General features: G+C 45.1%; 22 protein-coding genes. 16 read left to right on the top strand and 6 right to left on the bottom strand.

Going from position 1 to position 25,968, the window contains the following annotated elements; genetic code table 11:
* The first annotated feature begins 1 nt into the window (after position 1).
* Both ACLTWA_RS18655 and ACLTWA_RS18650 read left to right on the top strand, forming a co-directional pair.
* Positions 2 to 601 carry a HutD family protein gene (locus tag ACLTWA_RS18655; protein WP_412329413.1) on the top strand — a complete coding sequence of 200 codons (600 nt, stop codon included), beginning with the start codon at positions 2 to 4 and terminating at the stop codon, positions 599 to 601.
* A gap of 7 nt (positions 602 to 608) precedes the next feature.
* Complete coding sequence (locus ACLTWA_RS18650) at positions 609 to 1,448, top strand: YitT family protein (protein WP_412329412.1); 840 nt, start codon at positions 609 to 611, stop codon at positions 1,446 to 1,448.
* A 63-nt stretch (positions 1,449 to 1,511) separates the two neighbouring features.
* Here the strand turns inward: ACLTWA_RS18650 and ACLTWA_RS18645 are convergent, their stop codons facing one another.
* From ACLTWA_RS18645 to ACLTWA_RS18635, 3 genes are all read right to left on the bottom strand, one after another.
* A complete protein-coding gene (locus ACLTWA_RS18645; protein ID WP_412329411.1) occupies positions 1,512 to 2,699 on the bottom strand; it encodes an MBL fold metallo-hydrolase in 1,188 nt (395 codons plus the stop codon).
* 1 nt (position 2,700) lies between these two features.
* Positions 2,701 to 3,399 (bottom strand): iron-sulfur cluster repair di-iron protein, encoded by a 699-nt coding sequence (ric, locus tag ACLTWA_RS18640; RefSeq protein WP_412329410.1) that lies wholly within the window; start codon positions 3,397 to 3,399, stop codon positions 2,701 to 2,703.
* A 120-nt stretch (positions 3,400 to 3,519) separates the two neighbouring features.
* Positions 3,520 to 4,209: a Crp/Fnr family transcriptional regulator gene (locus ACLTWA_RS18635; RefSeq protein ID WP_412329409.1), complete on the bottom strand. Its 690-nt coding sequence runs from the start codon at positions 4,207 to 4,209 to the stop codon at positions 3,520 to 3,522.
* Between the two features lie 333 nt (positions 4,210 to 4,542).
* Here ACLTWA_RS18635 and ACLTWA_RS18630 point away from each other — a divergent pair, with 333 nt between their 5' ends.
* Together ACLTWA_RS18630 and ACLTWA_RS18625 are read left to right on the top strand one after the other, a co-directional pair.
* The gene (locus ACLTWA_RS18630) at positions 4,543 to 5,841 is read left to right on the top strand and encodes a DUF4038 domain-containing protein (RefSeq protein WP_412329408.1); all 1,299 of its coding nucleotides are present in this window, start codon (positions 4,543 to 4,545) and stop codon (positions 5,839 to 5,841) included.
* Between the two features lie 155 nt (positions 5,842 to 5,996).
* The gene (locus tag ACLTWA_RS18625; RefSeq protein WP_412329407.1) at positions 5,997 to 7,049 is read left to right on the top strand and encodes a LacI family DNA-binding transcriptional regulator; all 1,053 of its coding nucleotides are present in this window, start codon (positions 5,997 to 5,999) and stop codon (positions 7,047 to 7,049) included.
* 92 nt (positions 7,050 to 7,141) lie between these two features.
* Here the strand turns inward: ACLTWA_RS18625 and ACLTWA_RS18620 are convergent, their stop codons facing one another.
* Positions 7,142 to 8,152, bottom strand: coding sequence for a LacI family DNA-binding transcriptional regulator (locus ACLTWA_RS18620; RefSeq protein WP_412329406.1), 1,011 nt, complete (start codon positions 8,150 to 8,152; stop codon positions 7,142 to 7,144).
* 223 nt (positions 8,153 to 8,375) lie between these two features.
* Between ACLTWA_RS18620 and ACLTWA_RS18615 the strand changes: the two genes are divergently transcribed.
* The 6 genes from ACLTWA_RS18615 (at position 8,376) to ACLTWA_RS18590 (ending at position 15,697) form a co-directional block, all read left to right on the top strand.
* Positions 8,376 to 9,788, top strand: a complete 1,413-nt coding sequence (locus ACLTWA_RS18615) for an L-fucose/L-arabinose isomerase family protein (RefSeq protein ID WP_412329405.1) — start codon at positions 8,376 to 8,378, stop codon at positions 9,786 to 9,788.
* A gap of 21 nt (positions 9,789 to 9,809) precedes the next feature.
* A complete protein-coding gene (locus ACLTWA_RS18610; protein WP_412329404.1) occupies positions 9,810 to 10,670 on the top strand; it encodes a transketolase in 861 nt (286 codons plus the stop codon).
* Positions 10,636 to 11,568 carry a transketolase family protein gene (locus ACLTWA_RS18605; RefSeq protein ID WP_412329403.1) on the top strand — a complete coding sequence of 311 codons (933 nt, stop codon included), beginning with the start codon at positions 10,636 to 10,638 and terminating at the stop codon, positions 11,566 to 11,568. The genes ACLTWA_RS18610 and ACLTWA_RS18605 overlap by 35 nt, the downstream gene beginning before the upstream one ends.
* Positions 11,565 to 13,127, top strand: coding sequence for an FGGY-family carbohydrate kinase (locus tag ACLTWA_RS18600; RefSeq protein WP_412329402.1), 1,563 nt, complete (start codon positions 11,565 to 11,567; stop codon positions 13,125 to 13,127). The genes ACLTWA_RS18605 and ACLTWA_RS18600 overlap by 4 nt, the downstream gene beginning before the upstream one ends.
* Before the next feature lie 149 nt (positions 13,128 to 13,276).
* Positions 13,277 to 14,356 (top strand): Gfo/Idh/MocA family protein, encoded by a 1,080-nt coding sequence (locus tag ACLTWA_RS18595; protein ID WP_412329401.1) that lies wholly within the window; start codon positions 13,277 to 13,279, stop codon positions 14,354 to 14,356.
* A gap of 201 nt (positions 14,357 to 14,557) precedes the next feature.
* On the top strand, positions 14,558 to 15,697 hold the full coding sequence (locus ACLTWA_RS18590) for a 2-methylaconitate cis-trans isomerase PrpF family protein (RefSeq protein WP_412329400.1): 1,140 nt from the start codon (positions 14,558 to 14,560) through the stop codon (positions 15,695 to 15,697).
* A 74-nt stretch (positions 15,698 to 15,771) separates the two neighbouring features.
* On the opposite strand, the gene ACLTWA_RS18585 is transcribed toward ACLTWA_RS18590, so the two are convergent.
* Together ACLTWA_RS18585 and ACLTWA_RS18580 are read right to left on the bottom strand one after the other, a co-directional pair.
* Positions 15,772 to 17,682, bottom strand: coding sequence for a histidine kinase (locus ACLTWA_RS18585; protein WP_412329399.1), 1,911 nt, complete (start codon positions 17,680 to 17,682; stop codon positions 15,772 to 15,774).
* On the bottom strand, positions 17,672 to 18,406 hold the full coding sequence (locus ACLTWA_RS18580) for a response regulator (RefSeq protein ID WP_412329398.1): 735 nt from the start codon (positions 18,404 to 18,406) through the stop codon (positions 17,672 to 17,674). Before ACLTWA_RS18580 ends, ACLTWA_RS18585 begins: the two co-directional genes overlap by 11 nt.
* A gap of 240 nt (positions 18,407 to 18,646) precedes the next feature.
* Here ACLTWA_RS18580 and ACLTWA_RS18575 point away from each other — a divergent pair, with 240 nt between their 5' ends.
* From ACLTWA_RS18575 to ACLTWA_RS18550, 6 genes are all read left to right on the top strand, one after another.
* A complete protein-coding gene (locus tag ACLTWA_RS18575; protein ID WP_412329397.1) occupies positions 18,647 to 19,576 on the top strand; it encodes a carbohydrate ABC transporter permease in 930 nt (309 codons plus the stop codon).
* Positions 19,576 to 20,415 carry a carbohydrate ABC transporter permease gene (locus tag ACLTWA_RS18570; protein ID WP_412329396.1) on the top strand — a complete coding sequence of 280 codons (840 nt, stop codon included), beginning with the start codon at positions 19,576 to 19,578 and terminating at the stop codon, positions 20,413 to 20,415. Before ACLTWA_RS18575 ends, ACLTWA_RS18570 begins: the two co-directional genes overlap by 1 nt.
* 57 nt (positions 20,416 to 20,472) lie before the next feature.
* Entirely contained in the window at positions 20,473 to 21,831 is a 1,359-nt protein-coding gene (locus ACLTWA_RS18565) for an ABC transporter substrate-binding protein (protein ID WP_412329395.1), read from the top strand.
* 90 nt (positions 21,832 to 21,921) lie between these two features.
* Complete coding sequence (locus tag ACLTWA_RS18560; protein WP_412329394.1) at positions 21,922 to 23,667, top strand: DUF2264 domain-containing protein; 1,746 nt, start codon at positions 21,922 to 21,924, stop codon at positions 23,665 to 23,667.
* On the top strand, positions 23,651 to 24,784 hold the full coding sequence (locus tag ACLTWA_RS18555; protein ID WP_412329393.1) for a glycoside hydrolase family 88 protein: 1,134 nt from the start codon (positions 23,651 to 23,653) through the stop codon (positions 24,782 to 24,784). The genes ACLTWA_RS18560 and ACLTWA_RS18555 overlap by 17 nt, the downstream gene beginning before the upstream one ends.
* 62 nt (positions 24,785 to 24,846) lie before the next feature.
* Complete coding sequence (locus tag ACLTWA_RS18550) at positions 24,847 to 25,968, top strand: glycoside hydrolase family 105 protein (RefSeq protein ID WP_412329392.1); 1,122 nt, start codon at positions 24,847 to 24,849, stop codon at positions 25,966 to 25,968.

The raw sequence follows: 25,968 nt of genomic DNA, 5'->3' as shown, positions 1-25,968 counted from the left end.
TATGGATGATAATATAAGATTATTAAATAAAACCAGTTATAAAACAACTGCCTGGGCAGGCGGAGACACCACTCAGATTTATATTTATCCCGAAACGGCACAATATGAACAGCAGGATTTCCTGTACCGCGTAAGCATGGCCAGTGTATCGGCGGAAGTTTCCCGTTTCACAAAGCTTGAGAATTACGACCGGATTTTAACCGTCCTAGAAGGAAGCATGGAATTGGAGAAAGAGAAACAGATGCCCCGGATTCCGTTAAGACCTCTGGAGCCATTTAAGTTTGGAGGAGAAGTTCCAATCATGAGTTATGGCCAGTGCAACGATTTTAATCTGATGTTTCAAAAGGGAATGGCTGGTCAGGTCTTGATGCTTCCAATGGACGAGGAGAAAGCAGAGCTTGTTTTAGAGCCTGAGAACCATACCCTTTTGTATCTGATAAAAGGAAGTTTAAATATAAGGCTTTGTCAGAAGGAGCGTTTCCTGTGTGCCGGTGAAGCGCTGATTTTTAATCAGATGGGGAAGCCGGGAGGAAGATTAAAGATTACCAGAAAGGAAGAACATACGCTTTTAGCATTATGCTGTATTGCGTTCAATGGTTAATGTTGCTATGAAGAGTGTAAAGAACATGAAGCTGGCGGCAGATATTGTCTGCATTTTGCTGGGAAGTTTCTTATTTGCATTTGCTACAAACAGCATATATACCCAGTACCGGCTGCTCAGCACAGGGTTTAACGGTGCCGCGCTGTTATTGCATTATTCTATTGGAACAAGTATTCCGTTTTTTTCTTTTTTCTTGAACATTATTTTTGTAATCATCGGAATAAAGTTTGTCAGTCCCATGTTTGCAGTCAAAAGTGTAATCGGTATCAGCTCTGTTTCCGTATTTTTATATCTTACGGAGGGAATCGCACTTCCCATTGACAACATCCTTGTTGCAGTTATTTTTGGAGGTGTCATCCTGGGAGGCGGTGTTGGGTTTGCCTTACGCCATGACGGAGCCCTGGGTGGCATGAATATTCTTGGCAAAATTATCAATAAGTATTTTGGAGTAAGCATTGGTACGGTTGACATGGTGTTCAATGGGATTCTGATTATTTGTGCAGGCTTTATCTTTGGCCTTAATATTGCCTTGTATACGGTCCTGGCAAGATACATTGCAAATCTTGTGATCGATAATATATTAGAAGGATTTAACCGAAAGAAGACCGTTATAATCGTTTCAGATAAATACCGGGAAATCGCGGACCGAATCATGAAAAATCCAAAAAGAGGAATCACATTATTAAATGGGGAGGGCGCATACACCGGAGTGGATAAGCACATGATTTACTGCGTCATTAAACTGACCCAGCTTGCCAGGGTGAAAACGATTGTGATGGAAGAAGACCCGAAGGCATTTATGACCATTCTTGATGCCAAGGAAGTGGTTGGAAAAGGATTTATCTAAAGCTGAAATGGGGATGCCCCTCATAAATCTCAGGGCATCCCCATTCCAGCTTTAACTTGTTTCTTATTCACAAAGGGCTTTTGCAATTCCTGCAGCTCTTTCAAAATCTTCTTCCCTTGGATTCCATAAGCATTTTGCTTCAGCTTCAACCACTGAAAATCCTGCGTCTGTCAGCTTTTCACGAAGAACCTTTGTACCTTCCCCGCTCCAGCCGTAGCAGCCGAATACAGCTGCCTTTTTCTCTTTGAAGCGGAGCTCCTTTAAGAAATCCAGCCATCCGCCTACGGAAGAAAGGATGCTGTTCCCAACCGTCGGGGAACCGAGAGCAATGGCTTTTGACTTAAATACTTCTGTCATGATGTCATTTTTATCTGCCTTTGAAATGTTGTAAATCTTTACTCGGGTCTGAGGGGAAATCTGTGCGATCTCCGAGCTGATCTTATGGGCAAGCTGTTTGGTCCCCTCCCACATGGTATCATAGACAATGGTGATCTGGTCTTCCTTGTAATTCTGAGACCACTCATAGTATTTTTCCACGATCTGTAAGGGATTCTCTCTCCAGATGCAGCCATGGCTGGTGGCAATGATGTCAATGGGAAGATTAAGGGCCTGAATCTCCTCCACTTTCTTTTTTACAAGAAGAGAGAATGGAGTTAAAATATTGGCATAATATTTCAGGGCCTCTTCCCAAAGCCTGCACTGGTCGGCCTTGTCATTGAATAATTCTTCAACGGCAAAGTGCTGTCCAAAGGCATCGTTGGAGAAGAGAATGTTGTCCCCGGTTAGATAGGTAGCCATGCTGTCCGGCCAGTGAAGCATCTTCATCTCTACGAATACCAGCTTCTTGCCGTTGCCAATGTCTACGGAATCGCCTGTTTTCACCACCTGATAATTCCATTCGGGGTGATGGTACTGCCCGGTTAAGGATTTCACTCCGTTGGCAGTGCAGTAAATCGGAGTATTTGGTATCTTCTCCATCAAAGCAGGAAGGGAACCGCTATGGTCGATCTCTCCATGGTTTGCAACGATAAAGTCGATTTTATTAAGATCGATCTCCTTTTCCAGATTGTCGATAAACTCGGTGGAATGGGGTTTCCATACGGTATCAATCAATACCGTTTTCTCCTCCTGGATCAGATACGCATTCTGGCTGGAGCCGTTTTTGATGGAGTAGTCAGCCCCATGGAAGGATTCCAGCTCCCAATCAATAATACCTACCCAGCTTACATTGTTCTTTACAAGTTTTTTCATCTTAACGTCCTCCTTCATATTTTGGAAATAACAGTGAATTTTCTGTGAATATATGGTTGTAAATATCTTTGATCAGTTCCTGGAGCTTTTGAAACAGCAGGTGATAGGAGGTGCAGCCTCCCTCCGGAACGGTAAAGTCATTGGTGCAGGCAGTGATTTCTTTGATCAGGTTTCCGGCTGCGTCGTGTTCCTCTTCCAGCTCCTTAACATATCCCGCATCTCTTTTACCGGAACAGGTCTGCTTCATGTATGGAAAGACAAGTTTTTCTTCCTTGGCAAAATGCTCCTCCAGTTCCTTTTTTAAGTCAGAGAAAAGTCCGTGAAGGGGTACCAGCTGATCCTGATGGTGGGAATAATGAGCCAGAAGCACTTTATTTACCAGAGCATCGATTTCTAATAGAAGGGTCCGTTCCTTTCCGTGATAGGTCTCGATGATGTAATCGATCAGTGCCGGGACTTCCATTTCCATAAGGCGTTCCACGTCTAAAACCTCTTTTGAAGCAGGTTCTTTTTTCTGTTTCTCCAGCTTTTTATTTAATACCTCAATAAAGCTTCTGGAATCAATGGAAAGCCGGCTTAAGGCCTCCTCCAGTGAGTCATTGCCTCCGCAGCAGTAGTCAATGTGAAAGTCATTAAAAAGATCAACGGCTCCGGGATAAGCTTTCACGATTTCACTTAATTTCATTTTATTTGTAATCATATATTTCCTCCCTTTCGAGTTCGTAACTGTTTTTGTAAGGTTAGTATAACCCGGCAGGCAGAAGAAAAATGTGATTTGAATCATTATTTGAAACTATTTTAATATTTTTTTGTTTTTTGTCTACATATCATTTTCAAAGATGTCTCTTAACAGGTCTTTATTTAAAATCCGCACCTTTTTGTTTCCTTCCAGTGCAATGGCACCGTCTTTGCGAAGCTCTCCCAGCTTTCGGCTGATGGTCTCCCTGCGGACGTTGATGTAAGCGGCAATGTCTTCTCTGGTCAGTTCTATGGTGTCTTTATTGATCCGGCTGCTTCGGAACAGAATGAATCCTGCGATCCTTGCCTTGGCATCATTTACAGATAATAATTGAACCAGTTCGTTGGCAAGGGAAAGTTTATGACCAATAACGTGTAACAGCTTGATACCGATCTCCGGTCTTTTTAAGATTATATTTTGGATATCCTTTAAAAAAATCAGACAGACACCGCTTTCTCCCATGGAAACGGCGTTTGCTTCCAATGCCTGTCCTCCGAAGATGTTCTGTTCCCCATAGAAATCACCTTCATCAAGAATATCAAGAACATACTCCTTTCCTTCCAGGGAATAGCGGTTGATCTTGATCCTGCCGTAACGGATGACCATGATTTTATCTGCCGGGTCCTTCTCATGAAGGATGGTATCCCCTTTCTGAAAATCAAGATGCTGTGCCTTTTTAATCAGCTCCTTTTGTTCTTCATAGGAAAGGGATTCAAAAAGCGAGATTCGGGATGTACATAGTTGGTTGCAGCAGCTGCAATGATGTGCCATAAGGCTCCTTTCCAGGCGCTTGTGTCCTTTTTGTTTTTTCCTATATTAAATCATATATCATACCAGGTGAGAAGTGCAATCCTTTTCGCATAACTTTATATTTTGCAGATTTTAAGTTATGTCCCTGTGTTATGTGCTGCTTTTAACAGATACAGGGTTTAAGATGGCATACTTTAAAAAAAGTTTAAAGGTATGTTATTTTTTTACAAAAAGAATAATCAGAAATAAGGCTGCAAATATAGTTTTTTAATACAAACAGAGAAAAGCGGCATTGGGGTTGAAACAAAAATATGGTGGTGTTAGGATTAATTATTAAACACAAGGAGGGTTTTTATGAGTCAGTTAAAGGTAGGGGAAAATAAAAGGAACTTCACACGGGCTGGGAAAGCATTTTTTTATCTTGCAGACACAGTATGGAGCGCGTTTACAAATGCGGCCATGGAAGAGTGGGAATTTTATCTTGATAAACGGTGGTCTCAGGGATATACGGTCCTGCAGATCAATACACTTCCCCAATGGGACCGGTGTCTGATGGAAGATAGCATCTATCCGTTTTATTCAGAAGATGGCATAAAATTTGATTTCAGCCAATGGAATGAAGCGTATTATGACAGGGCCAGACAGATGTGCAGAATGGCTGTAGACAAAGGCTTTCATCTGGCCCTTGTAGTGCTTTGGCTCAATTATGTACCTGGAACCTGGGGAAGCCGGCTGGTGGATGTCAATATTATGCCAAAAGAAATGGTTCGTCCATATGCGGAAAAGATCGTGGAAGAATTTGAAGAATTTGATCCTGTATATATAATAAGCGGAGATACGGATTTTGATACGAAAGAAGCCGTGGAATATTATGAAACAGCGCTTGCAGCAGTCTATGAAAAGTCTCCGGATTCTTTAAAGTCCATGCACATAAAAAGAGGCTATGACTATATTCCCAAACAGTTTTTAGACAGAATCAGCTTTTATATGTATCAGTCAGGGCATAATGCGCAAGAGCAGAAAATGGCATACGTGCTTGCAGAAACGTTCTATAAGAACTACCCTCCAAAGCCCATAATAAATTCCGAACCCTGTTATGAACAGATGGGGTACAGCCGTCAGAACTACGGAAGGTTTCAGCCCTATGACATACGCAAAGCCGCATGGAGCGGAATCTTATCAGGTGCCTGTGCCGGAGTCACCTATGGAGCCCATGGAGTGTGGAACTGGAAGAAGAAGGGCAGGAGGCGGAATCCGGTATTGGGGGAAGGCTTCGATGAGTCATTTGCCGTCCAGGACGCATTGCAGTTTCCGGGTGCCTGGGACTACGGATATATTATAAATTTCCTGGAGTCCAGAAAAATTACGGAGTTAAAGCCGGTTCAGAAGCTGCTTGCAGATCTTTCCCCGGAAATACGAATGGCAGAAACAGAAGATGAAAGGTATCTCCTCTATATTCCGTATACCACCAAGGTAACAATTGCAGGAAATCTGGAGGGATATGGTGCAAAAGCCATAGATTTGGAGAACGGACGGATTGCAAACGTGAAACTGGAGTGCAGCAAAGATGCATCAATTCTCAGCATGCATATTTTCCGGAAGGATGCATTGGTTATTCTGGAAAAGGAAACGGTGCTGACCCGGCACAGGTAAGTAAAGAAAGATAAAAAGTCAAGCTGAAAAGGATCCGTCATGGACTTTTCAGCCTGTTTTTTCTTTAAATATAATAAAGGTAGTTGACATATATAATGTTTTTCTTGAGAATAAAAGGTGAGTGTGTATTTTAAGAAGCAAGGATGGTGTGACAGATGCGGATAAAGTCAAAAGATATTGCTGCAGTGCTGGGAATTTCTCCGGCTACGGTTTCTTTGGTACTCAACGATAAGCCTGGTGTAAATCCGGAAACCAGAAGAAAGGTACAGGAATACTTAGAACAGTTAAGTATGAGAAATACTTATAAATTGAGAGCAGAGTCCGCAGAGAATAAAGGAACTCTGCTCATGTTAAATTATATCAAGCATGGCATTATTTTAAAACGGAAGGGGAACCATAAAAGCTCCAAGCTGTTTGATAACCTGGAACTTTTGGTAAATCAGGCCGGTTTTCGGTTTCATTATTGGGAATTTGATGATAAATCCGGCAATATGAAAAACTTTCTGCAGAAATGCAAAGAAAATCAAGTAAAAGGCATTTATATTCTGGCAGCAGAGATGAATTCCAGTGATATCTATCCGTTTCGGCAGTTAAAGATTCCCATTGTTGTGGGCGATAATCTTTTTTATGAACAGGGGTTTGACAGCTTTTTAATTGATAACGAAGAAGGAATTCAAAGAGGAGTGGATTATCTGGTGGACAAAGGCCACAGCCACATCATCTATCTTGCAGAAACTATTAATATTTTTAATTTTGAAAAACGAAGAGAGGCTTTTGTACAGGAAATGGCCAGACGGCAATGCGGGGATAACAGCAACCGTATTTTATATCTTGGCAGCACGGTGGAGGAAGTATATGAATCCATGAACCATTATCTTTCGGAAGGTCTTAGAAAAACCTCCGCTTATGTTCTGGAAAGCTCCGTAATCTCCCTGGGGGTCATCAAAGCACTGTTTGAGCGCAACATGAAGGTGCCAAAGGATGTATCCCTGGTCGGCTTTGATGCTCTGCCGGAACTGAGCATCCCAGGTCTTAACCTTACATTAATAAAAGGTACCCATACCAAAAGGCATACGGCAGCAGTAAAGCATTTGATTCGCCATATGGAAGAGAAGGAGGAAGCGGATGAGATTGTGCGGGTATATTACCGCACCAGATTATTAGAAGGCGACAGTGTTTTTGATAAGGCAAAATATATTTATAAGTAAAGGTTTTTGATAAATAAAGTGATTTCATATATAAAAATGCGTCCTGACTAAGCGTTAAAGGCTGTTTCAGGGCGCATTTTTTGAATGAAAAATTATGAACGGACGCTTTTTCTTTCATGAAGCCTTACAGATAGTTCGATTTTAACAGGAATTTTCAAATCTTGATGAATCTTTTGAACAAGGAGCTTCATGGCAAGCTCTCCCATCCGCTTTTTGGGTACGTCCATGGTAGTAAGAGGCGGTTCCAGGAATTCGCATATGGGCATATCGTCAAAGCCGACAATGGAGATATCTTCCGGAATGCGGTACCCCCACTCTTTCAGTGCCCGCATGGCTCCTGCCGCGATCAAATCGTTATCCGCAAAATACGCCTGGGCCATAGCCGGTTTTTCCCGGAGAATATGGATCATATCCAGGTATGCGCCTTCCATGGAAGGGGTCAGTTCATGCACGTAAGGGTGATTGGTGGGAATATGGTGATGGCGCAGCGCTTTATAATATCCGTCCGCCCGTTCCGCAAAGTTGCCGATGGTGCAGGAGGAGCGTAAATAGCCCACCTCTGTCATTCCTTTTTCTATCAGATAGTTGGTTGCCCGGTAGGCGCCCTGTACATTATTGATCAGGACGGAATCACAGTCCAGTTCTTCAAAATAAGTATCCAACATGACAAGAGGAATCTTTAACTTTGAAAAAGGAGGAAAATACTCCACCTCCATCTCTGTGCCAAGCAGAAGAATTCCCTGACAGTTCTTTTCAGAAAGTGCCTGGATCTGTGCGTCAATATCCTGATTTTCATGAAAATAGGTGATCTGCAGCTCGAATCCTTCGGCTTTGCAGGCCTGTTCGATCCCTTCGGTTAATTGGGAAAAGAATGGAGTATCTCCTACTACCGTTCCGTGTTTTTTATAAATAACATACTGGATGCTTCCTTTTTCCTGGCTGAAATCCCATTTTTTAGAAAAATCATAGCCGTACTCTTTGGCAGCCTCAATTACCATAGTTCTTGTTTTCTCGCTGATTCCGGGTCTGCGGTTTAAAACCATAGAAACTGTGGCAGCAGAAATATTTAATTTTTCAGCCAGTTCTTTTGCTGAAATCGACATTTGGGTTCCCCCCCCTGATTCTTATATTTTAATTGTTTCTTCTTTATTTTATTACATCTTACAGACATAGTAATCATACAGGAATTATTTGAATTCGTCAACATGATATTAATACATAATTCAAAATAATTCAGTTAAATTCAATTGACATTTTAAAATAAGTTTAATATAATTTAGTTAAAATAAAGAACAAATTTAATAAAAATTAATAAGGAGCCGTAGTATGAAAACGATTAAGTTAGGGTTCGCGCCTACACGCAGAAGTATTTTCAGTGCACCGGATGCGCTGAAATATGCCGGATTGACCAAAGCGCGTTTAAAAGAATTAAACGTGGAAATTGTGGATATTGATGATATCAATGAGGAAGGTCTTTTGTTTGATGATAAAGATATTCAATTAATTGAGAAAAAATTCAAAGAGGCAGGCGTTGACGGACTTTTTCTGCCTCACTGCAATTTCGGTACGGAGTATGTCTGTGCCAGACTGGCAAAGCGGATGAATGTTCCGGTCCTTTTATGGGGGCCAAGAGATGAAAGGCCGGATGAGAAGGGAATCCGTTTAAGAGACAGCCAGTGCGGTCTGTTCGCCACTGGAAAAGTCCTCCGGAGATTTCAGGTTCCATTTACATATCTGACCAATTGCCGCCTGACGGACCCGGAGTTTGAAAATGGAATCCGGAACTTTCTTGCCATCTGCAACGTGGTAAAGACCTTCCGCCGGATAAGGATTCTTCAGATCGGGCCAAGACCCTTTGATTTCTGGTCCACCATGTGCAATGAGGGAGAGCTTTTGGAACGTTTTCATATCCAGCTTTCTCCCATACCGATTCCCGAGCTGATCGCAGAAGTGAAAAAGGCAAAGGAAGACGGTACAAACGTACGGGAAGTCATGGAATACTGCAGACAGAACATGCAGGTGGAAATCCGGGATGAACATCTGGAACAGGTAGGGGCATTAAAGGTTGCCATGAAGAAGCTGGCAGAACGGTATGGCTGCAATGCCATTGCCATTCAGTGCTGGAATGCACTACAGGGGGAAATCGGAATCATGCCCTGTGCCGCCAATTCCCTGTTAAATGAAGAAGGGATCCCGGTGGTATGTGAAACCGATATTCACGGTGCGGTCACGGCTCTGATGGCAGAAGCTGCGGGAATGGGAGAAAGCAGGACCTTTTTTGCTGACTGGACCGTGCGACATCCGGATAATGAAAACGGAGAGCTTTTGCAGCACTGCGGACCCTGGCCCATTTCCGTAGCAAAGGAGAAGCCAGTCATCGGCTATCCTCTGGCCTTTGATTATCCGGGAGCCGTGGAAGCAGAGGCCAAGCAGGGAACCATGACCCTTTGCCGGTTCGACGGAGATAACGGAGACTATTCTCTTTTGCTTGGCAATGCAAAAGGAGTCGACGGGCCATATACAAAAGGAACCTATGTGTGGGTGGAAGTGGAGAATCTAAAGCGTCTGGAGAACAAACTGGTATGCGGCCCTTACATTCATCACTGCGTGGGAATCCATAAGGACGTGGTTCCAATCCTTTATGAAGCATGCAGATACTTGGGAATCCGGCCGGATCTTTACGATCCTGTAGAGGAAGCTGTAAAAGAAGCGGTCTACAACCCAACCGGCAGACGGTAACAGCAAAAAGGAGAGGGTATCATGAATGATAATTTAAAAGCATTGGCATACAGACTTCGGAGAGATGTGCTGGATATGGTCTGTCAGGCAAAGACCGGACATATCGGCGGAGATTTCAGCGTTATGGAAATTTTAGTGAGCCTTTATATGGATGAAATGAATATAAGTCCGGAAAACCAGAACCAGCCGGACCGGGATTATTTCATTTTGAGCAAAGGCCATTCTGTTGAGGCTTATTATTCGGTTCTGGCAGCAAAGGGATTTTTAAACAGGGATGAGGTAATTGCCGGATTCTCCAGATTTGGTTCCAAATACATCGGCCATCCAAACAATAAGCTTCCCGGAATCGAGATGAATTCCGGTTCCCTGGGCCATGGCCTTCCGGTCTGTGTGGGCATTGCGCTGGCCTGCAAAATGGATGAACGCAAAAGCCGGGTATACACGGTCATGGGGGACGGCGAACTGGCAGAAGGCTCTGTCTGGGAAGGGGCGATGGCGGCTTCCCAGTATGGACTTGACAACCTGTGTGCCGTGGTGGACAGAAACCGGCTTCAGATCTCAGGCTCCACAGAGGATGTGATGCATCACGATGATCTGGCGGCCCGTTTTACGGCCTTTGGCTGGAATGCGGTGAGCGCCGCAGGCAATGACATCGATTCCCTTTTAAAAGCCTTTGAAAGGGCCAGAGAAACAAAAGGAAAGCCAACGGTGGTCATTGCAGGCACCACCAAAGGCTGCGGCGTATCCTTTATGGAGAATCAGGCAGGCTGGCATCATAAGGTGCCGGATGCACAACAGTATGAACTTGCAAAAAAGGAATTAAAGGAGCGGGAGGAGGCATTCATCCATGAATCAGATAGCAAACAGACAGGTAATCTGTGAAGTTTTGATGGAACAGGCTCAAAAGGATAAAGATGTGGTGGTTCTTTGCAGTGATTCCAGAGGAAGTGCGTCCATGACCCCTTTTGCTGATACCTACCCAAAGCAGTTTGTAGAAACCGGCATTGCAGAACAGAATCTGGTCAGCATCTCTGCCGGTATGGCAAAGGCGGGGAAAAAGCCATATGCCGCATCACCGGCCTGCTTTTTAAGCACCAGAAGCTACGAACAGGCAAAGATTGATGTGGCCTATTCCGACACCAATGTAAAGCTGATCGGCATCAGCGGCGGCATCAGCTACGGAGCGCTTGGGATGAGCCATCACTCTGCCCAGGATTTTGCGGCCATGTGCGCCATTCCCAATATGCGGGTCTATGTGCCAAGTGACCGTCATCAGACCAGGAAGCTGATAGAAGCTCTGCTTCGGGATGAAAAGCCTGCCTATATCCGGGTAGGAAGAAATCCGGTGGAGGATGTTTACGAGGAAACGGCAGCTCCATTCCAGATGGATCAGGCCGTAACGGTCTGTGAAGGCAGTGATGCTGTGATCATCGCCTGCGGAGAAATGGTGCTGCCTGCAAAGCAGGCGGCGGAGCTGTTGAAGGAAAAGGGGGTATCCGTGGGAGTCCTTGATATGTACTGCTTAAAACCTCTTGATGAACAGGGGATTCTCAAGGCGGTGAAACAGGCAAAGGCAGTGGTGACCGTAGAGGAACATGCGCCGTTTGGAGGTCTGGGTTCTTTGGTCAGCCAGGTCCTTTGCAGAAGCTGTTTAAAAAAGATGGAGATCATGGCACTTCCGGATGCGCCGGTCATTACGGGAACTTCAAAGGAAGTCTTTGATTATTACGGTCTGAACGGGGAAGGAATCGCTAAAAAGGTAATGGAGCTATTGCTATGAAAAACAGATATATTATTGGGATCGACCAGAGCACCCAGGGAACAAAAGCCCTGCTTTTTGACGAGACCGGCAGTCTGGTATGCCGAACCGATAAAGGCCACACCCAGTTCGTAGACCAGCAGGGCTTTATCGAACATGACCCGGAGGAAATCTACCAGAATACGCTGTGGGTGGTAAAAGAACTGATGGAAAAAAGCGGGGTTTCTCCTCTTTCAGTTGCATGCGTGGGAATCAGCAATCAGAGAGAGACGGCTATGGCCTGGAACCGGAAGACTGGAAAACCAGTGCATCGTGCCATTGTCTGGCAGTGTGCCAGAGGAGAAAAGATCTGTTTAAAGTTACAGGAAGAAGGGGCGGAAAAAGACATAAGGCAGCGGACCGGTTTAAGGCTGTCCCCTTATTTTTCCGCAGCAAAACTTTCCTGGATCTTACAGAATGTCCATGAGGCGGCAGTTCTGGCAAAGCAGGAAATGCTTTGCTGCGGTACCATGGACAGCTGGCTCATCTACCGGCTGACGGGAGGGAAACATTTTCTTACGGATTATTCCAACGCTTCCAGAACACAGCTCTTTCATATTACTGATTTAAAATGGGATGAGGTTCTTTGTGGATATTTTCATATTCCGATGACCTGTCTGCCGGAGGTAAAAGATTCGGATGGCATGTTTGGCTGTACGGATTTTGAAGGAATCCTTCCAGGCCCTGTTCCCATTCACGGAGTGCTGGGAGATTCTCACGGAGCTTTGTTCGGTCAAGGCTGCTTATCCAGAGGGTTGATGAAAACCACCTATGGAACGGGTTCTTCCATTATGATGAACATTGGGGAAACTCCTTTTTTCTCTGATCTGGGCATCGTTACCTCTCTGGCATGGAAGGCAGGAGGAAAGGTACAGTATGTTTTAGAGGGAAATGTAAATTATACAGGCGCCGTTGTCACCTGGATGAAGGATCAGGCCGGGCTTTTGACCAGTGCGGAAGAAGCGGAACAGCTGGCAAGGAAAGCCAATCCATTGGATCCTACTTATCTGGTTCCTGCTTTTTCCGGCCTGGGAGCCCCTTATTGGCGCAGTGATGTATCTGCGGCCTTTCTTGGAATGAGCCGGACCACAGGCAGGGCGGAGCTTGTGAGGGCGGGGCTGTCAAGCATTGCTTACCAGATATCTGATGTGGTCGGAATCATGAAAGAGGCAGCAGGAATTGACGCCGTAGAGCTCCGGGTCGATGGGGGTCCCACGAAAAACAGCTGGCTGATGCAGTTTCAAAGTGATATGCTGGGCAGCAAGGTGCTGGCATCGGAAGTGGAGGAGGTCTCCGGCCTTGGAGCCGCCTGTATGGCTGGCCTTGGAGCTGGAATTTATAAGGATTTTCTGGTCAGTCCGGGAAAAAGAACGGAATACACGCCCCAAATGGACCAGAACGAGAGACAGTTAAAGTATAAGGGGTGGAAACGAGCGGTAGATATGGTATTAAATCACACGCAGGCTGACGCTAAGGGATATATTTCAACAGTTCCAGTCCTTGTAAAGGTTCTTTTTATCTGCACATGCACGTTATGTTAATGATAGGACATTTCACGGGTCAGGCAGACATAGCCTCTGTGTCCATTGGTTTCCCTTAAGGTTCCCGGTTCTTTCTGGAGAAGACGCCCCCGTTGTGGTATAATGAAGAAATATAAAACCAGCAAAAGGTTTGATTACGGAGGAGTCACATGGAAATACAAAAAAGCGGCAGGAACCATGCACCAGGAGGAAAAGCAAAGCCGGCAGTGTTAGAAGGAGAATTCCGGTTTGCTGTTATTTCCCTTGAGCATGGCCATATTTATGGGATGTGCAATGGGTTAATCGAGGCGGGAGCTTCCTTAAAATGGGTCTATGATTCTGATAAAGAAAAGGTAAGCGCATTCTTAAAAACCTTTCCCCAGGCCAGAGTGGCCTCTCAGGAAGAGGAAATCCTGTCGGATCCAGAGGTACGTCTGGTGGCAGCGGCAGCAGTGCCAAGCTTAAGATGCAGTCTGGGGCTTAAGGTGATGGAGGCGGGGAAGGATTATTTTACAGATAAGACACCAATGACCACACTGGAACAGCTGTCACAGGCAAGAGCCTGTGTGCAGCGGACCGGCAGGAAATATATGGTGTATTACAGCGAGCGGGTCCATGTGGAATCCGCCGTCTATGCGGGGCAGTTAATAGAAGAAGGAGCCATCGGACGTGTGCTGCAGGTAATGGGCATGGGTCCCCATCGGCTCAATGCCCCATTAAGGCCGGACTGGTTCTATAAGAAGGAATTTTATGGAGGAATTTTATGTGATATCGGAAGCCATCAGATCGAACAATTCCTCTTTTACACAGGAGCAAAGGATGCATCAGTGGTGCGCAGCCAGGTCGCAAACTATAATCACCCCCAGTATCCGGAACTGGAAGACTTTGGGGATGCAAATCTGGTCGCTGACAACGGAGCGACCCAGTATTTCCGGGTGGACTGGTTTACTCCTGATGGGCTGAGAACGTGGGGAGATGGCAGAACCTTTATTCTGGGTACGGAAGGATATCTGGAATTAAGAAAGTATGTAAATATCGGAGAGAAATCTCAGGGAACCGACTTTGTGTATCTGGTCAACCAAAAGGGAGAATTCCGTTTTGATGTGGCAGGCAACGTAGGGTATCCCTTCTTTGGACAGCTTATTTCAGACTGCATCAACCGTACGGAACATGCCATGACGCAGGAACATGCCTTTAAGGCGGCGGAGCTTTGCATCAAGGCCCAGATGCAGGCGGTGAAGATCGTCTGAGGTTCTAAAACGTACTCATTAGTCTTTTAGAACCGGTTGCTTTTCCGTTTGATAGAAAAAATCATACAGGTATAGCATAAGTGATATTGTATCTCAAATGCTATCATGGTATCATTCAGACAAGGCTTATAAAAGAACGGTAAGGCCATTGTTCTTCTAAGGCTGCTGTTGTTCCAGTTTCGTGAAGGGGAGATATTAAGAATGAGATCATTTAAAACAGTATTTATGCGGGGCGGTACCAGCAAAGGCTGCATGTTCCGAAAAGAAGATCTGCCGGAGGACCGTTCTCAATGGGATTCCATATTTCTTCAGGTTATGGGAGATCCGGATCCAAAGCAGATTGATGGCATGGGCGGAACCGTATCTTCCAATAACAAGATCGTGATCGTATGGAAAAGTGAAGAAGATGGTGTGGATGTGGAATATCTTGTGGGACAGGTGATTGTGGGAAAGAGTCAGGTGGACTACAAATCTAACTGCGGAAACATGACAGCAGCGGTTGGTCCGTTTGCAGTAGAGGAAGGCATGGTGGAAATTATCCAGCCGGTCACAACGGTCCGTATGAAAAACCGCAACACCGGTAAATACATTCATGTGACCGTTCCCATTGATCCTGTGACCGGGACCTTTGCCCAGGAAGGGGACTGCTCCATTGCCGGTGTAGATGGAACTGCAGCAGAGTTAAAAGTAAAGTTCATGAATCCGGCAGGGGCCAAGACCGGTGTACTGCTTCCTACAAGAAAGGCTCTTGATGTGCTTGAGATTCCAGGGTTTGGACCGCTGGAGGCCACCATTTTAGACGTATCCAATCCTATGGTGATCGTAAATGCAGAAGAGATCGGGCTTACAGGAACAGAGCTTCCAAATGAGATTAACAGCAATGAGGATATCTGCGCTCTTTTGGAGAAGATAAGAGGAACCGCCTGCTGTATGATGGGATTTGCAGAAAGCCTGGAGGATGCCACAGAAAACAGTCCTGCAGTTCCTAAGGTAGGGTTTGTGACCGCTCCAAAAAGCTATACGGATATAGCCGGCCGGCGGGTGGAGGCAGAAGATATGGATATCTGTACAAGGGTAATTTCTGTGTTCCAATGTCATAAGGCTTGTCCTCTGACCTCAGCCAGTGCCATCAGTGTGGCGGCTGCTTTGAAAGGTTCTGTTGTGGAAAAAGTCCTTCGTTCCATGGAACATGTGGAACATGTGCGCATCGGACATCCAAGCGGAATCATGACCATGTGCCCGGAACTGATTGAGTCAGATGGTGTCCTGGAGCTGCCGTGTGTGGCAGTACAAAGAACGGCCAGAAGGATCATGGATGGTATCGTGTATGTGAGAAATTAGTGTATGGCAATTGAAAATGTGTTTTCTTACAGAAAAAACAGATGTATTTCACATCTGTTTTTTCAAATATATCATCAATCATCATTCCCCGATTCCTTCCGGGGCGTAATACTCATCTCCAGGTCCATGACCGGAATCATAAAATAAACCAGAGTATATTTTCCTTTGATACTCTTGATCCGAAGGCGTGATTTAGCCCCATAGGTCATGGTCAACCGGAGATTGGTGTTGGTCAGGCCAATGTGGGAGGAGGATATGGAGGAATGAGCATAAAGCTGTTCCTGAAGCTTTAAGAGCTTATCCGGGGCGATGCCGACTCCGTCATCCAGGATATAGAATAAAATGGATTTGCGGATGCGCCGGATACCCACATAGATATTTCCTTTCCCGTCTTTTTCTTTGATTCCATGATAGATGGAATTCTCCACGATGGGCTGCAGAATCATCTTTTTGATTGGATAGATGGTGCAGGAATCATCGACCAGATAGAATATCTCAAATTTATCCGTGTAACGGATCTTCATGATCTCCAGATAGGTTTTTAAATAGCCCAGTTCTTCCTTGATCTTCACATTTTCCTGCGGATCCCCTACGGAATAGCGCATGACCGAGGACAGGTTGGAAACCATGGTACTGCATGAGTTTTCCGAAGCGGTCATTCGTATGGCTTCCCAGTAAATGGTGTTTAACGTATTATGAAGAAAATGAGGATTGATCTGATGCTGCAATGCCTGCATTTTTAATATCTGCAATTTATAGTCCCGCTCCGATGCCTGGACCTTTAGATATTTTTGTTCCAGAAACAGCTTTATAATGTTCAGCATAATGTATTCAAACGGATTCCCTGCTTTCCTTGGCATCTTGTCAAAATGCTGTCTGGAGGCTTCCGGATTGCTGAAAATATCAATGATGCGGCTTAGATACTTATACTCCTTATTGGTCTTATAAAAGGCCAGGACAAAGGACAGGAAGATTCCTGAGAACATAAGAAGCATATAGGTTCCGGAAAGGCTTCTTGTAGTTTTATAAATCTCATTGGAAGGTGTAAACGTGATATAAGTCAGCCCGTTGTTCCTTGCAGATTTTAAGTAAGCGGCCTCCTGGGGCGTATCATTCAGTTCAATATGAAACAGATGGAGTTCTTCTTTCGTTGCCAGTGCGCTCTCGATGCGGTCCAATTCGCCGGAAGGATTCTCCGATTTACTGTTGGTATAAATGATATTGTGACCGGAATCAATCAGATACAGGGTCTGGCTGCTGTATTGGAGCATGGACTGGAAATATTGCTCCATCTTATTTAAGTTAAATTCAAAGGCCACCATACCCACCGGTTTGTAGGCAAAGCTGGTATAAAGACGCTGATAGATGACCAGGGAATCGGTGGAAACCTTGGACCCGGGACCTTCCTTTCCCTTGATCTCCATCCAGAAGTCTTTGCTGCCGGATTTTTTATAGGTTTCTATGATTTTCTGTTCGTCTGCGGTAAAGACCGTCTGGATGGACCCTTTTTGGGGGAGGAACATCCGGTTATTTAAATTGTCATAATAGACATAGATATTTTCAATATAAGGGTCTGTAAATATAAGATTCTGAAAATATAAGGAAAGATTTTCTATATTTTTCAGAGAATCCAGGGAAACCGGTTTTTCATTAAATGCTTTTTTCATCTGGAGAGTGACCCTGGGGTTGGAGGAAAAAAATATCTTTGCATTATCGATATGGGAATAAAGCTGTTCAATGGTCTGTTCCAGCTGATGAAGCGTCTGATAGGTGCTTTTTTCTATTGCAGCCGTATTGTCCTTCGAGGACTGGATGACACTGTATGGACCAACCATCATGATGGGAATTAAAAGTAAGAGACAGTTGGTCAGCAGGCTTTTTGTAAAAAACTGGTATCGGACGGATAATTGTATCCGCATTGGTTTTTTCATCTGTTTCATTTTCATGTCCCATCTACGGCTGGTGGTCCGCCTGTTATCTTTCATGGTTCCGGTACTCTGTGGGAGTAACGCCCCAATAGGCTTTAAAGGCTCTTGCAAAGTTGTTGGGATTTACATATCCAATGGAATTGCTGATATTATAAATCTTGGAATCCGGGTCTTTTAAAAGCAATGCAGCCTGTTTCATACGGCTTTCGGTCAGTAAATCGGAAAAGGTCTTGGCCGTTTTCTGTTTGATCAACTGGCTTAAATAGGAAGAATTCAGATACAGGGAGTCCGCCAGCTCAGAAAGAGAGCCTTCCCGGTAGTTCTCCGAACAATAGGAAAGAACCTTATCTATGATTTCATCGGGGACATGGTCCGTTTCCTCCTGAGAAGTGATCTGATATTTATGATCCAGTTCCTTTTTTATAGTAGCAAATATTTCTTTCAGTTCAGAAAAGTTGGTAGGCTTTAAGACATAGTAGCGCACCCCATAGCGAATGGCATTCTGTGCGTACCGGAAATTGTCGTAGGCACTTAAAAATACGATGGTGGGGTGGGGGGCAGGAGCCTCCCAGACGGTTTTGGCAAGACCGATCCCGTCGATGTCAGGCATACTTATATCAGTTAAAACCACATGGACCGTATGTTCTTTTAAATACTCCAGGGCTTCCCTTCCGTTTCCCTTTTGGGCACAGACAGAAAAGCCTGATTCCTTCCATGGAAAACAAGAGGCTAGAATATCACGGGAACTGGCCTCATCATCTACAATTAAAAGCTCGTACATCGTCTTACCTCCCCAAAGAAACGGTAATGTTAATTACCTTCAAATTATAGCATGCCAAACTTCCCTGCGTCAAATGAGAGCGGCAAATCCCATGAGTTTCAAACAAACCTCTAAAATAATGATAGTGCAGTAAAAAAATGATAGATAATAATGATAGAAACAGGTAATGGCAGAGGGGGCTCAGCCTGCGGGCATATGTGATAGAATCTCATTAATGAAAAGCGTTAGGAGGAGTAATGTATGTCACCGCAAGCAGCTAAGAATCTATCCGTACCCAGTGTCAGGAAGTATCCGAAGAACTGGAAATGGGGAATATTATTTATTCTGCCCTGGATCATTGGTTTTTGTATTCTTCAGGCATATCCGCTGATTATGTCTCTGTATTATTCATTTACAGACTTTTCGATTTTGTCGGAAGGAAAGTGGATCGGGTTAGACAACTATAAAAGACTGTTCACAAAGGATAAATACTTCATAAAATCCCTGGTATTGACCTTTAAGTATGCACTTATGGCAGTTCCCATGAAGCTTATTATGGCTTTGATTGTGGCAATGATCCTGAATATGAAGTTAAAATGCATCAATTTATTCCGTACCGTTTATTATCTGCCTTCCATTATGGGCGGCAGCGTGGCGATTTCTATTTTGTGGCGCTTTATGTTCATGAAAGAAGGAATGATCAATAATTTCCTTGGAGTATTTGGAATTCCTTCCGTAAACTGGCTGGGAGACCCGGATATTGCACTGGTGACCATCAGCTTACTGGTGGTTTGGCAGTTTGGTTCCTCCATGGTCTTGTTCCTTGCAGGACTTAAGAATGTGCCTACAGAGCTTTATGAGGCAGCAGAGGTTGACGGAGCCAACAAATGGACGAAGTTCTGGAGTATTACCCTTCCGATGCTGACACCAATCGTATTCTTTAACCTGATTATGCAGATTATTCACGCCTTGCAGGAATTTACATCAGCCTTTATCATTACAAACGGCGGTCCCAATCACGGAACCTATCTGATTGGAGTAAAGATTTATGAAGATGCCTTCCAGAATCTGAAAATGGGATATGCGTCTGCGTCTTCCTGGGTGCTGTTCGTGGCAATTCTTCTGATTACGCTTTTGGTATTCCGCTCATCAAATGCATGGGTATTTTATAATGATGGAGGAATGGACTGATGAGAGTGAAAAAAAATGATATAATCGCCTATGTGATCCTGATCGTTATGGGAGTGGCAATGATTTATCCTTTGGTCTGGCTGTTTTTTGCCACCTTTAAGGATAATCAGGAGTTATTTGGAAAGATGAGCCTTTTGCCGGAAGCATTTTCTTCCATTGCCTATAAAAACGGCTGGAAAGGAAGCGGCCAGTTTACCTATCTTACCTTTTACTTAAATACCTTTAAGCTGGTAGTGCCAACCGTAGTACTGACTGCGCTGTCAACCGGAATTGTTGCTTATGGATTCGGAAGATTCAAATTCCCTTTTAAGAAGACCCTGTTTGCAGTTATGATTTCCACACTGATGCTGCCGGATGCAGTTATTATGATTCCCAGATATGTGGTATTTAATAAGTTTGGCTGGGTAGATACCTACCTTCCCTTCTGGGCACCTGCAGTATTGGCCTGTTATCCGTTCCTGATTTTCATGCAGATTCAGTTCTTAAGAGGAATCCCAAAGGAATTAGACGAATCCGCTTACATGGATGGATGTAACCCGTTTGTGGTATACGTAAAGATTCTGGCGCCTCTTTTAAAGCCGTCGGTATTTTCCGTTATCATTTTCCAGACCTTATGGAGATGGAATGATTACTTTAACAATCTTGTTTATATCAGCAGTGTAAAAAACTATACCCTGTCTCTGGCCTTAAAGATGTCCATTGACAGCCAGGGGTCATCGACACCGTGGAATCAGGTGCTGGCCATGTCCTTTGTATCGCTGATTCCGCCCATTCTTTTATATTTCTTTGCACAGAAATATTTTGTTGAAGGTATTACAGCCGGAGGTGTCAAAGGCTAAAAAGTAATATAAAGACAGGGGGGCAGACTGCCCCCAAAATAAGGAGGATGTATTTCAATGAAAAAACAGTTCAAGAAACATGTGGCGCTTCTTATGACCGCATCAATGGCTGCAGTCACTCTTATGGGGTGTGGGAGCACAGCCAAAACAGAAGAAACCACACAGACAACTCAGGGTGCGGCAGAAACATCAGCAGCCGGTGGAGCCGGAGAGCCTGTAACCTTACGCTTTTCCTGGTGGGGAAATGACAGCCGTCACGGGGCATTATTAGATGTCATCGACGTTTATCAGAAAGAGAACCCCAATGTGAAAATAGAAGCAGAGTATCAGGGCTTCGACGGATATTATGAGAAGATCATGACCACGCTTTCCAGTAATACAGCACCTGACATCATTCAGCTGAATAAAGAATGGCTGCCGGATATTCAGGGAGCAAAGCATTATCTGGCAGACCTTTCTGCATTGCCTGTGGATTTAAGCACCTTGAAAGACCGTTTGCTTGAGATCTCAGGAACCTACAATGGAGAAGCAAATCTTTTCCCTTGTACGGTAGGCGGCTCACCGGTTGTTTATGTGAATACCGATTTTGCAAAGGAATTTGATATTGATCTGACGAAGAATTATACCTGGGATGAAATTGCTGAATTAGGAAAAGCAATTCATGAAAAGGACAGCGACGCTTATTTAATGACAGCAGATGCAGACATGTTAAACCGTCTGTTCATTCAGCCTTATCTGGTTCAGAAGACCGGAAAGCCGATCATCGATGAAGAAACCTATGCTCCTACCTTTACAGAGGCAGACGCAGCCGAGGCATTCCGGAATATTTTAAATCTCTATGAATCAAATACATTGGAGCCATTTGGCGATGCTGCAACCTTTGCAGGCCAGATGGACCAGAATACCAAGTGGATCAACAAAAAGATCGGTATGATCGTGGATTACACAGGATCAGCCCCTAAGTATCTTTCTTCTGTAGACAGCCCTCTGGAGGTGATTTCCGCACCGGTTCTGGAAAATGCAAAGAGTACCGGCGTAGTATACGGCGGAGACCGTGGTTTTTCAATCAATGACAAATCCGCTCATAAGGAAGAAGCTGCCAAGTTCCTGGATTTCCTTATGAATGATCCGGAGGCCATTAAGATTCAGAAAACAGCAGTTGGCTATTGCCCGACCAAGCAGGCAGAGGATATTCTGATTGCAGAAGGCTCTGTTGATGAACTTCAGAAAAAAGCCATTGACCTGGTTGCAAAAGATCCTTATATTAATAATATGATCAGTGGAAATACGGAACTTGAAGTGGTTCGTAAGGATTTGATTCAGGAAGTTATCTACGGTGATGTTTCACCGGAGGATGCAGCAAAAGAATTGCTGGTGCAGTACGATGAAATATTGGGACAGTTAAAGACGAAGTAATTGATTCATAATAAGAGGAATGAGGGTGTTGCAGAATATTTATTTTGTAACACCTTCTGTCCGTATTTCCCGTTCAAGGCAGGAGGAAACATGAAGAACAAAGAGTATTATGAAAAGATGCTTATGAAGCTGGTGGATCCCTTAAAGGATCATTACAGTCCAGGCGGTGCAGAGCTGAAGCTTGGAGCTTTTGCGGCCGGATATGGAAACAGGACCGCCCATATGGAAGGCTTTTCCCGTGTATTATGGGGGATGGCTTCTTACTGGGCAGGAGGCGGAACGGATCACAGTCTGTTAAGCGTATACCAAAAAGGGCTTGCAAACGGCACCGACCCTGACGCAGAGGAATACTGGGGCGATCTCCATGATAAGGATCAGAGAATGGTGGAAATGGCAGCCATCAGCTATGGGCTTTTGATGATTCCGGATCTATTGTGGGAACCTCTCGATGAAACGTCCAAAGAGAATCTGGCAAACTGGCTGTACCAGATCAATGAATATTCTCAGGCCGAAAATAACTGGCAGTTTTTCAAGGTCATTGCAAACCTGGCATTAAAGAGCCTGGGAAAGAGATGGAACCAAAAGCAGGTACAGAGCGCCATGGATAAGTATGAATCCTTTTACATTGGAAATGGCTGGTATTCTGATGGTAAACGTCCTCAAAAGGATTATTATACTTCTTTCGGCATCCATTTTTACTGTCTGCTCTATGCCAAATTCATGGAAAAGGAAGACCCGTACCATGCCAGCCTTTTTAAAGACCGGGCAGCCGAATTTGCCAGAACCTTTCTTTACTGGTTTGATGATGAGGGGAAGGCGCTGCCCTTTGGCCGATCCCTGACCTACCGTTTTGCAGAAGCGGCATTTTTCTCAGCCTGTGCGCTGGCCGGAGTGGAATGCGGCTCCTGGGGAATTATGAAGGGAATTATAAAGCGGCATCTGGAGTACTGGATGCGCCAGCCCATCTTTGATAACGGAGGGGTGCTTACGGTTGGCTATACCTACCCCAATCTTTTGATGTCAGAAGCCTATAATGCACCAGGCTCCCCTTACTGGGCGCTTAAAACCTTTGTATTCCTGGCGCTAAAAGAGGACCATCCCTTCTGGAGTGCCAGGGAAGAACCGTTTCCAAGGCTTAAACCAACCCTGGCTGTTAAGGAATGTGATATGCTGATCTGTCACAGGGAGCATGAGGTTGTGGCTCTTACGGCAGGGCAGTATCCCACCTTAGAGCATCCGTTTGCAGCGGAAAAATATGCAAAGTTCGCTTATTCATCCCAGTTCGGATTTTGCGTATCCCGTTCCTTTCACACCATTGAGCAGTCGGGAACCGACAGTATGCTGGCCTTTTACGTCCATGGGATGCATTATGTCCGAAGAGCATGTGAGGAGTACCGGATCACAGAGCAGGAGGTCTATTCCAGATGGAGCCCCGTAGAAGGAATTATGGTGGAAACCTGGCTGACTCCGGAAGGAAACGGACACAGACGGAAACATGTGATTACCAGCAGCCTGCCGGAACATACTCCCTGCATTGCCTATGACTGCGGGTTTTCCTATCCGTATTGTATGGAAGAAACGAAAAAGGCTGCGGAGGGAACGAACGCTTTGGTATCTGATGAAAATGGATACAGCCGGGTAGCGGCAACAGCTGGAGAGGCAACCGTAATTGCCGCATTGCCCAATATGAATCTTATATTCCCCAATGTGCTGATTCCAGCCGTCCGTTTCCCGGTTGCACCTGGGGAGACGAGGATAGAAACCCTTGTGGAAACAGAGTTTACAAAGAAAACCGTGGTGATCGGAGGAGGAAACTGTTATGCGGTACAGGATTGATAACGAAACGTTTCAGTGGGCAGAGGAAATCTGGAAGAAACTTGAGACAAAGCTGGAGGCAGAATGTGAGCGCCTGGGCCCGATCATGCCTTATGTTCCGGAAAACGGCCGGTATTATGATATGGGGGAAAGGGAGCTGACCGCCTGGACCAATGGCTTTTACGCCGGTATTTTGTGGCAGATGTATCATGCGACGAAAAAGGACTGCTACCTGATAAACGCAAGAGAAATCGAAAAGCGGCTTGACGGTGCATTTCAAAACTTTCCGAAACTTGACCATGACGTAGGCTTTCTCTGGCTTCACACGGCAGTGGCAGATTACCGCCTGACCGGAGAAGAGGAGTCCAAAAGCCGGGGACTTCATGCCGCCGGGATTCTGGCAGGGCGCTACAACCCCAGCGGACGGTATATAAAAGCGTGGAACGGAGAGCGTTCCGGCATTGCCATTGTGGATTGTCTGATGAATCTGCCCCTCCTTTACTGGGCCTCCCAACAGTCAGGAGACAGTGCCTGGAGGCAGATCGCCATAAACCATACGGACATGGCCTTAAACCACATCATCCGTCCCGACGGCTCCTGCAACCATCTGGTAGAATTTGATCCAGTGACAGGAGAATACCTAAACAATCCGGGCGGTCAGGGCTATGAGAGCGGTTCCTCCTGGAGCCGGGGGCAGTCCTGGGGGATCTACGGAATGGCGCTGGCTTATAAGTATACAAAGAAGGAAGCCTATCTGGATGCGGCCAAACGGGTGGCCCATTATTTCTGTGCCAATCTGGCGTTGAACGACTATGTTCCCCTGCTGGATTTCAGGGCGCCAAAAGAACCGGTGTATTATGATACCACCGCCGGAGTCTGCGGAGCCTGCGGCCTTTTGGAGCTTTCCGAGCACGTACAGCCATTGGAAAAGGAGCTATATGTAAAATCAGCAATCCGCTGCCTGAAAGCGGTTACGGGGCAGTTCTGCCAGTGGGATCCGGAGAAAGATTCCATTCTGGATTACGGTTCAGCCAGATATGACAGAGAATCCGACCGCCAGGTTCCTATCATCTACGGAGACTATTTTCTGGTGGAGGGTATTTTAAGACTTCTGGATAAGGATTTCCTGATCTGGTAGGCTCACAGGCGGAAGGAGATACTATCTGCTTCAATAAATATAAAAAATGGAGAAATAAAGAAATGCAGAAACCGGATAATAAAGCAATTAGAGAAAAGCTGAGTCTTGTGGTCGATAAACTGATGAATCTGGATAAGACAAGCGGGGAAGGGACCATCGAAGAACGCAGTGAGGCCGTTGGATATTTCAAAAGAGACTTTGGAATCAGAGAATGGGACTGGCCACAGGGCATCGGTCTTTACGGGCTTATGAAGCTTCAGAAAGTCCAGGGGAATGAAGAATATAAGGAATTTCTTGTAAACTGGTATAAAGATAATATAAAACAGGGTCTTCCATCTCGAAACATCAACACCACGGCCCCTCTTTTAGCCCTTGTGGATCTAAATGAATCGGTGAAGGATGGGGAATTTGAAGCCCTTTGCCTGGACTGGGCCAATTGGCTCATGAAATGCCTTCCAAGAACGGAGGAAGGTGGCTTTCAGCACGTAACCAGTGCAAACGGGGACCGTCTGGGCGTCCGCCTGAATGAAAATGAGATGTGGATCGACACCCTGTTTATGGCGGTTTTGTTCCTGAATAAAATGGGGTTAAAATACAGCCGGCAGGATTGGATCGATGAGGCTTATTACCAGGTGATGATGCATATCAAATATCTGTATGATAAAAAAACAGGACTGTTTTATCATGGCTGGACCTTTCATGAAAGGAATAATTTCGGCGGCGTGTTCTGGTGCAGAGGCAACAGCTGGTTTACAGCCGGAATCCTGGAATATATGGAGATGTTTCAGGGAACCATGAATTCCGGTATCCGTAGGTTTGTGACGGAAACTTATAAGGCCCAGGTACAGGCACTTTTAAAGCTGCAGAGCAAAAGCGGGCTTTGGCATACGGTTTTAGATGATCCGGACAGCTATGAAGAAGTATCAGGCTCTGCAGCCATAGCAGCAGGCATGTTAAAGGGCATTAAGATGGGAATTCTTGATGATACTTACCTGGAAGGTGCATATTCTGCCGTAAAAGGAATATTAAAGAACATCGATGCAGACGGAACCGTACTTCATGTATCCGGCGGAACGGGCATGGGGTATGACAAAGACCATTATAAGAATATTCTCATAGCGCCTATGGCCTACGGCCAGTCACTGACCATTCTGGCGCTTTGCGAGGCACTGGCATCTGTTTGA

It is taken from the genome of Lacrimispora sp. (genome assembly GCF_046972725.1).
In the GTDB taxonomy this organism is placed as follows: Bacteria; Bacillota; Clostridia; order Lachnospirales; family Lachnospiraceae; genus Lacrimispora.
This window is presented reverse-complemented; position numbering and strand designations above follow the sequence as displayed.

Excerpts from the sequence above, each read along its gene's own strand:
- ACLTWA_RS18600 (WP_412329402.1), top strand. The coding sequence starts at position 11,565 with ATGAAAAACAGATATATTATTGGGATCGACCAGAGCACCCAGGGAACA.
- ACLTWA_RS18645 (WP_412329411.1), bottom strand. The coding sequence starts at position 2,699 with ATGAAAAAACTTGTAAAGAACAATGTAAGCTGGGTAGGTATTATTGAT.
- ACLTWA_RS18605 (WP_412329403.1), top strand. The coding sequence starts at position 10,636 with ATGAATCAGATAGCAAACAGACAGGTAATCTGTGAAGTTTTGATGGAA.
- ACLTWA_RS18555 (WP_412329393.1), top strand. The coding sequence starts at position 23,651 with ATGCGGTACAGGATTGATAACGAAACGTTTCAGTGGGCAGAGGAAATC.
- ACLTWA_RS18550 (WP_412329392.1), top strand. The coding sequence starts at position 24,847 with ATGCAGAAACCGGATAATAAAGCAATTAGAGAAAAGCTGAGTCTTGTG.
- ACLTWA_RS18615 (WP_412329405.1), top strand. The coding sequence starts at position 8,376 with ATGAAAACGATTAAGTTAGGGTTCGCGCCTACACGCAGAAGTATTTTC.
- ACLTWA_RS18650 (WP_412329412.1), top strand. The coding sequence starts at position 609 with ATGAAGAGTGTAAAGAACATGAAGCTGGCGGCAGATATTGTCTGCATT.
- ACLTWA_RS18560 (WP_412329394.1), top strand. The coding sequence starts at position 21,922 with ATGAAGAACAAAGAGTATTATGAAAAGATGCTTATGAAGCTGGTGGAT.
- ACLTWA_RS18580 (WP_412329398.1), bottom strand. The coding sequence starts at position 18,406 with ATGTACGAGCTTTTAATTGTAGATGATGAGGCCAGTTCCCGTGATATT.
- ric (WP_412329410.1), bottom strand. The coding sequence starts at position 3,399 with ATGATTACAAATAAAATGAAATTAAGTGAAATCGTGAAAGCTTATCCC.
- ACLTWA_RS18630 (WP_412329408.1), top strand. The coding sequence starts at position 4,543 with ATGAGTCAGTTAAAGGTAGGGGAAAATAAAAGGAACTTCACACGGGCT.
- ACLTWA_RS18585 (WP_412329399.1), bottom strand. The coding sequence starts at position 17,682 with ATGAAAGATAACAGGCGGACCACCAGCCGTAGATGGGACATGAAAATG.
- ACLTWA_RS18575 (WP_412329397.1), top strand. The coding sequence starts at position 18,647 with ATGTCACCGCAAGCAGCTAAGAATCTATCCGTACCCAGTGTCAGGAAG.
- ACLTWA_RS18570 (WP_412329396.1), top strand. The coding sequence starts at position 19,576 with ATGAGAGTGAAAAAAAATGATATAATCGCCTATGTGATCCTGATCGTT.
- ACLTWA_RS18655 (WP_412329413.1), top strand. The coding sequence starts at position 2 with ATGGATGATAATATAAGATTATTAAATAAAACCAGTTATAAAACAACT.
- ACLTWA_RS18595 (WP_412329401.1), top strand. The coding sequence starts at position 13,277 with ATGGAAATACAAAAAAGCGGCAGGAACCATGCACCAGGAGGAAAAGCA.
- ACLTWA_RS18565 (WP_412329395.1), top strand. The coding sequence starts at position 20,473 with ATGAAAAAACAGTTCAAGAAACATGTGGCGCTTCTTATGACCGCATCA.
- ACLTWA_RS18625 (WP_412329407.1), top strand. The coding sequence starts at position 5,997 with ATGCGGATAAAGTCAAAAGATATTGCTGCAGTGCTGGGAATTTCTCCG.
- ACLTWA_RS18610 (WP_412329404.1), top strand. The coding sequence starts at position 9,810 with ATGAATGATAATTTAAAAGCATTGGCATACAGACTTCGGAGAGATGTG.
- ACLTWA_RS18620 (WP_412329406.1), bottom strand. The coding sequence starts at position 8,152 with ATGTCGATTTCAGCAAAAGAACTGGCTGAAAAATTAAATATTTCTGCT.
- ACLTWA_RS18635 (WP_412329409.1), bottom strand. The coding sequence starts at position 4,209 with ATGGCACATCATTGCAGCTGCTGCAACCAACTATGTACATCCCGAATC.
- ACLTWA_RS18590 (WP_412329400.1), top strand. The coding sequence starts at position 14,558 with ATGAGATCATTTAAAACAGTATTTATGCGGGGCGGTACCAGCAAAGGC.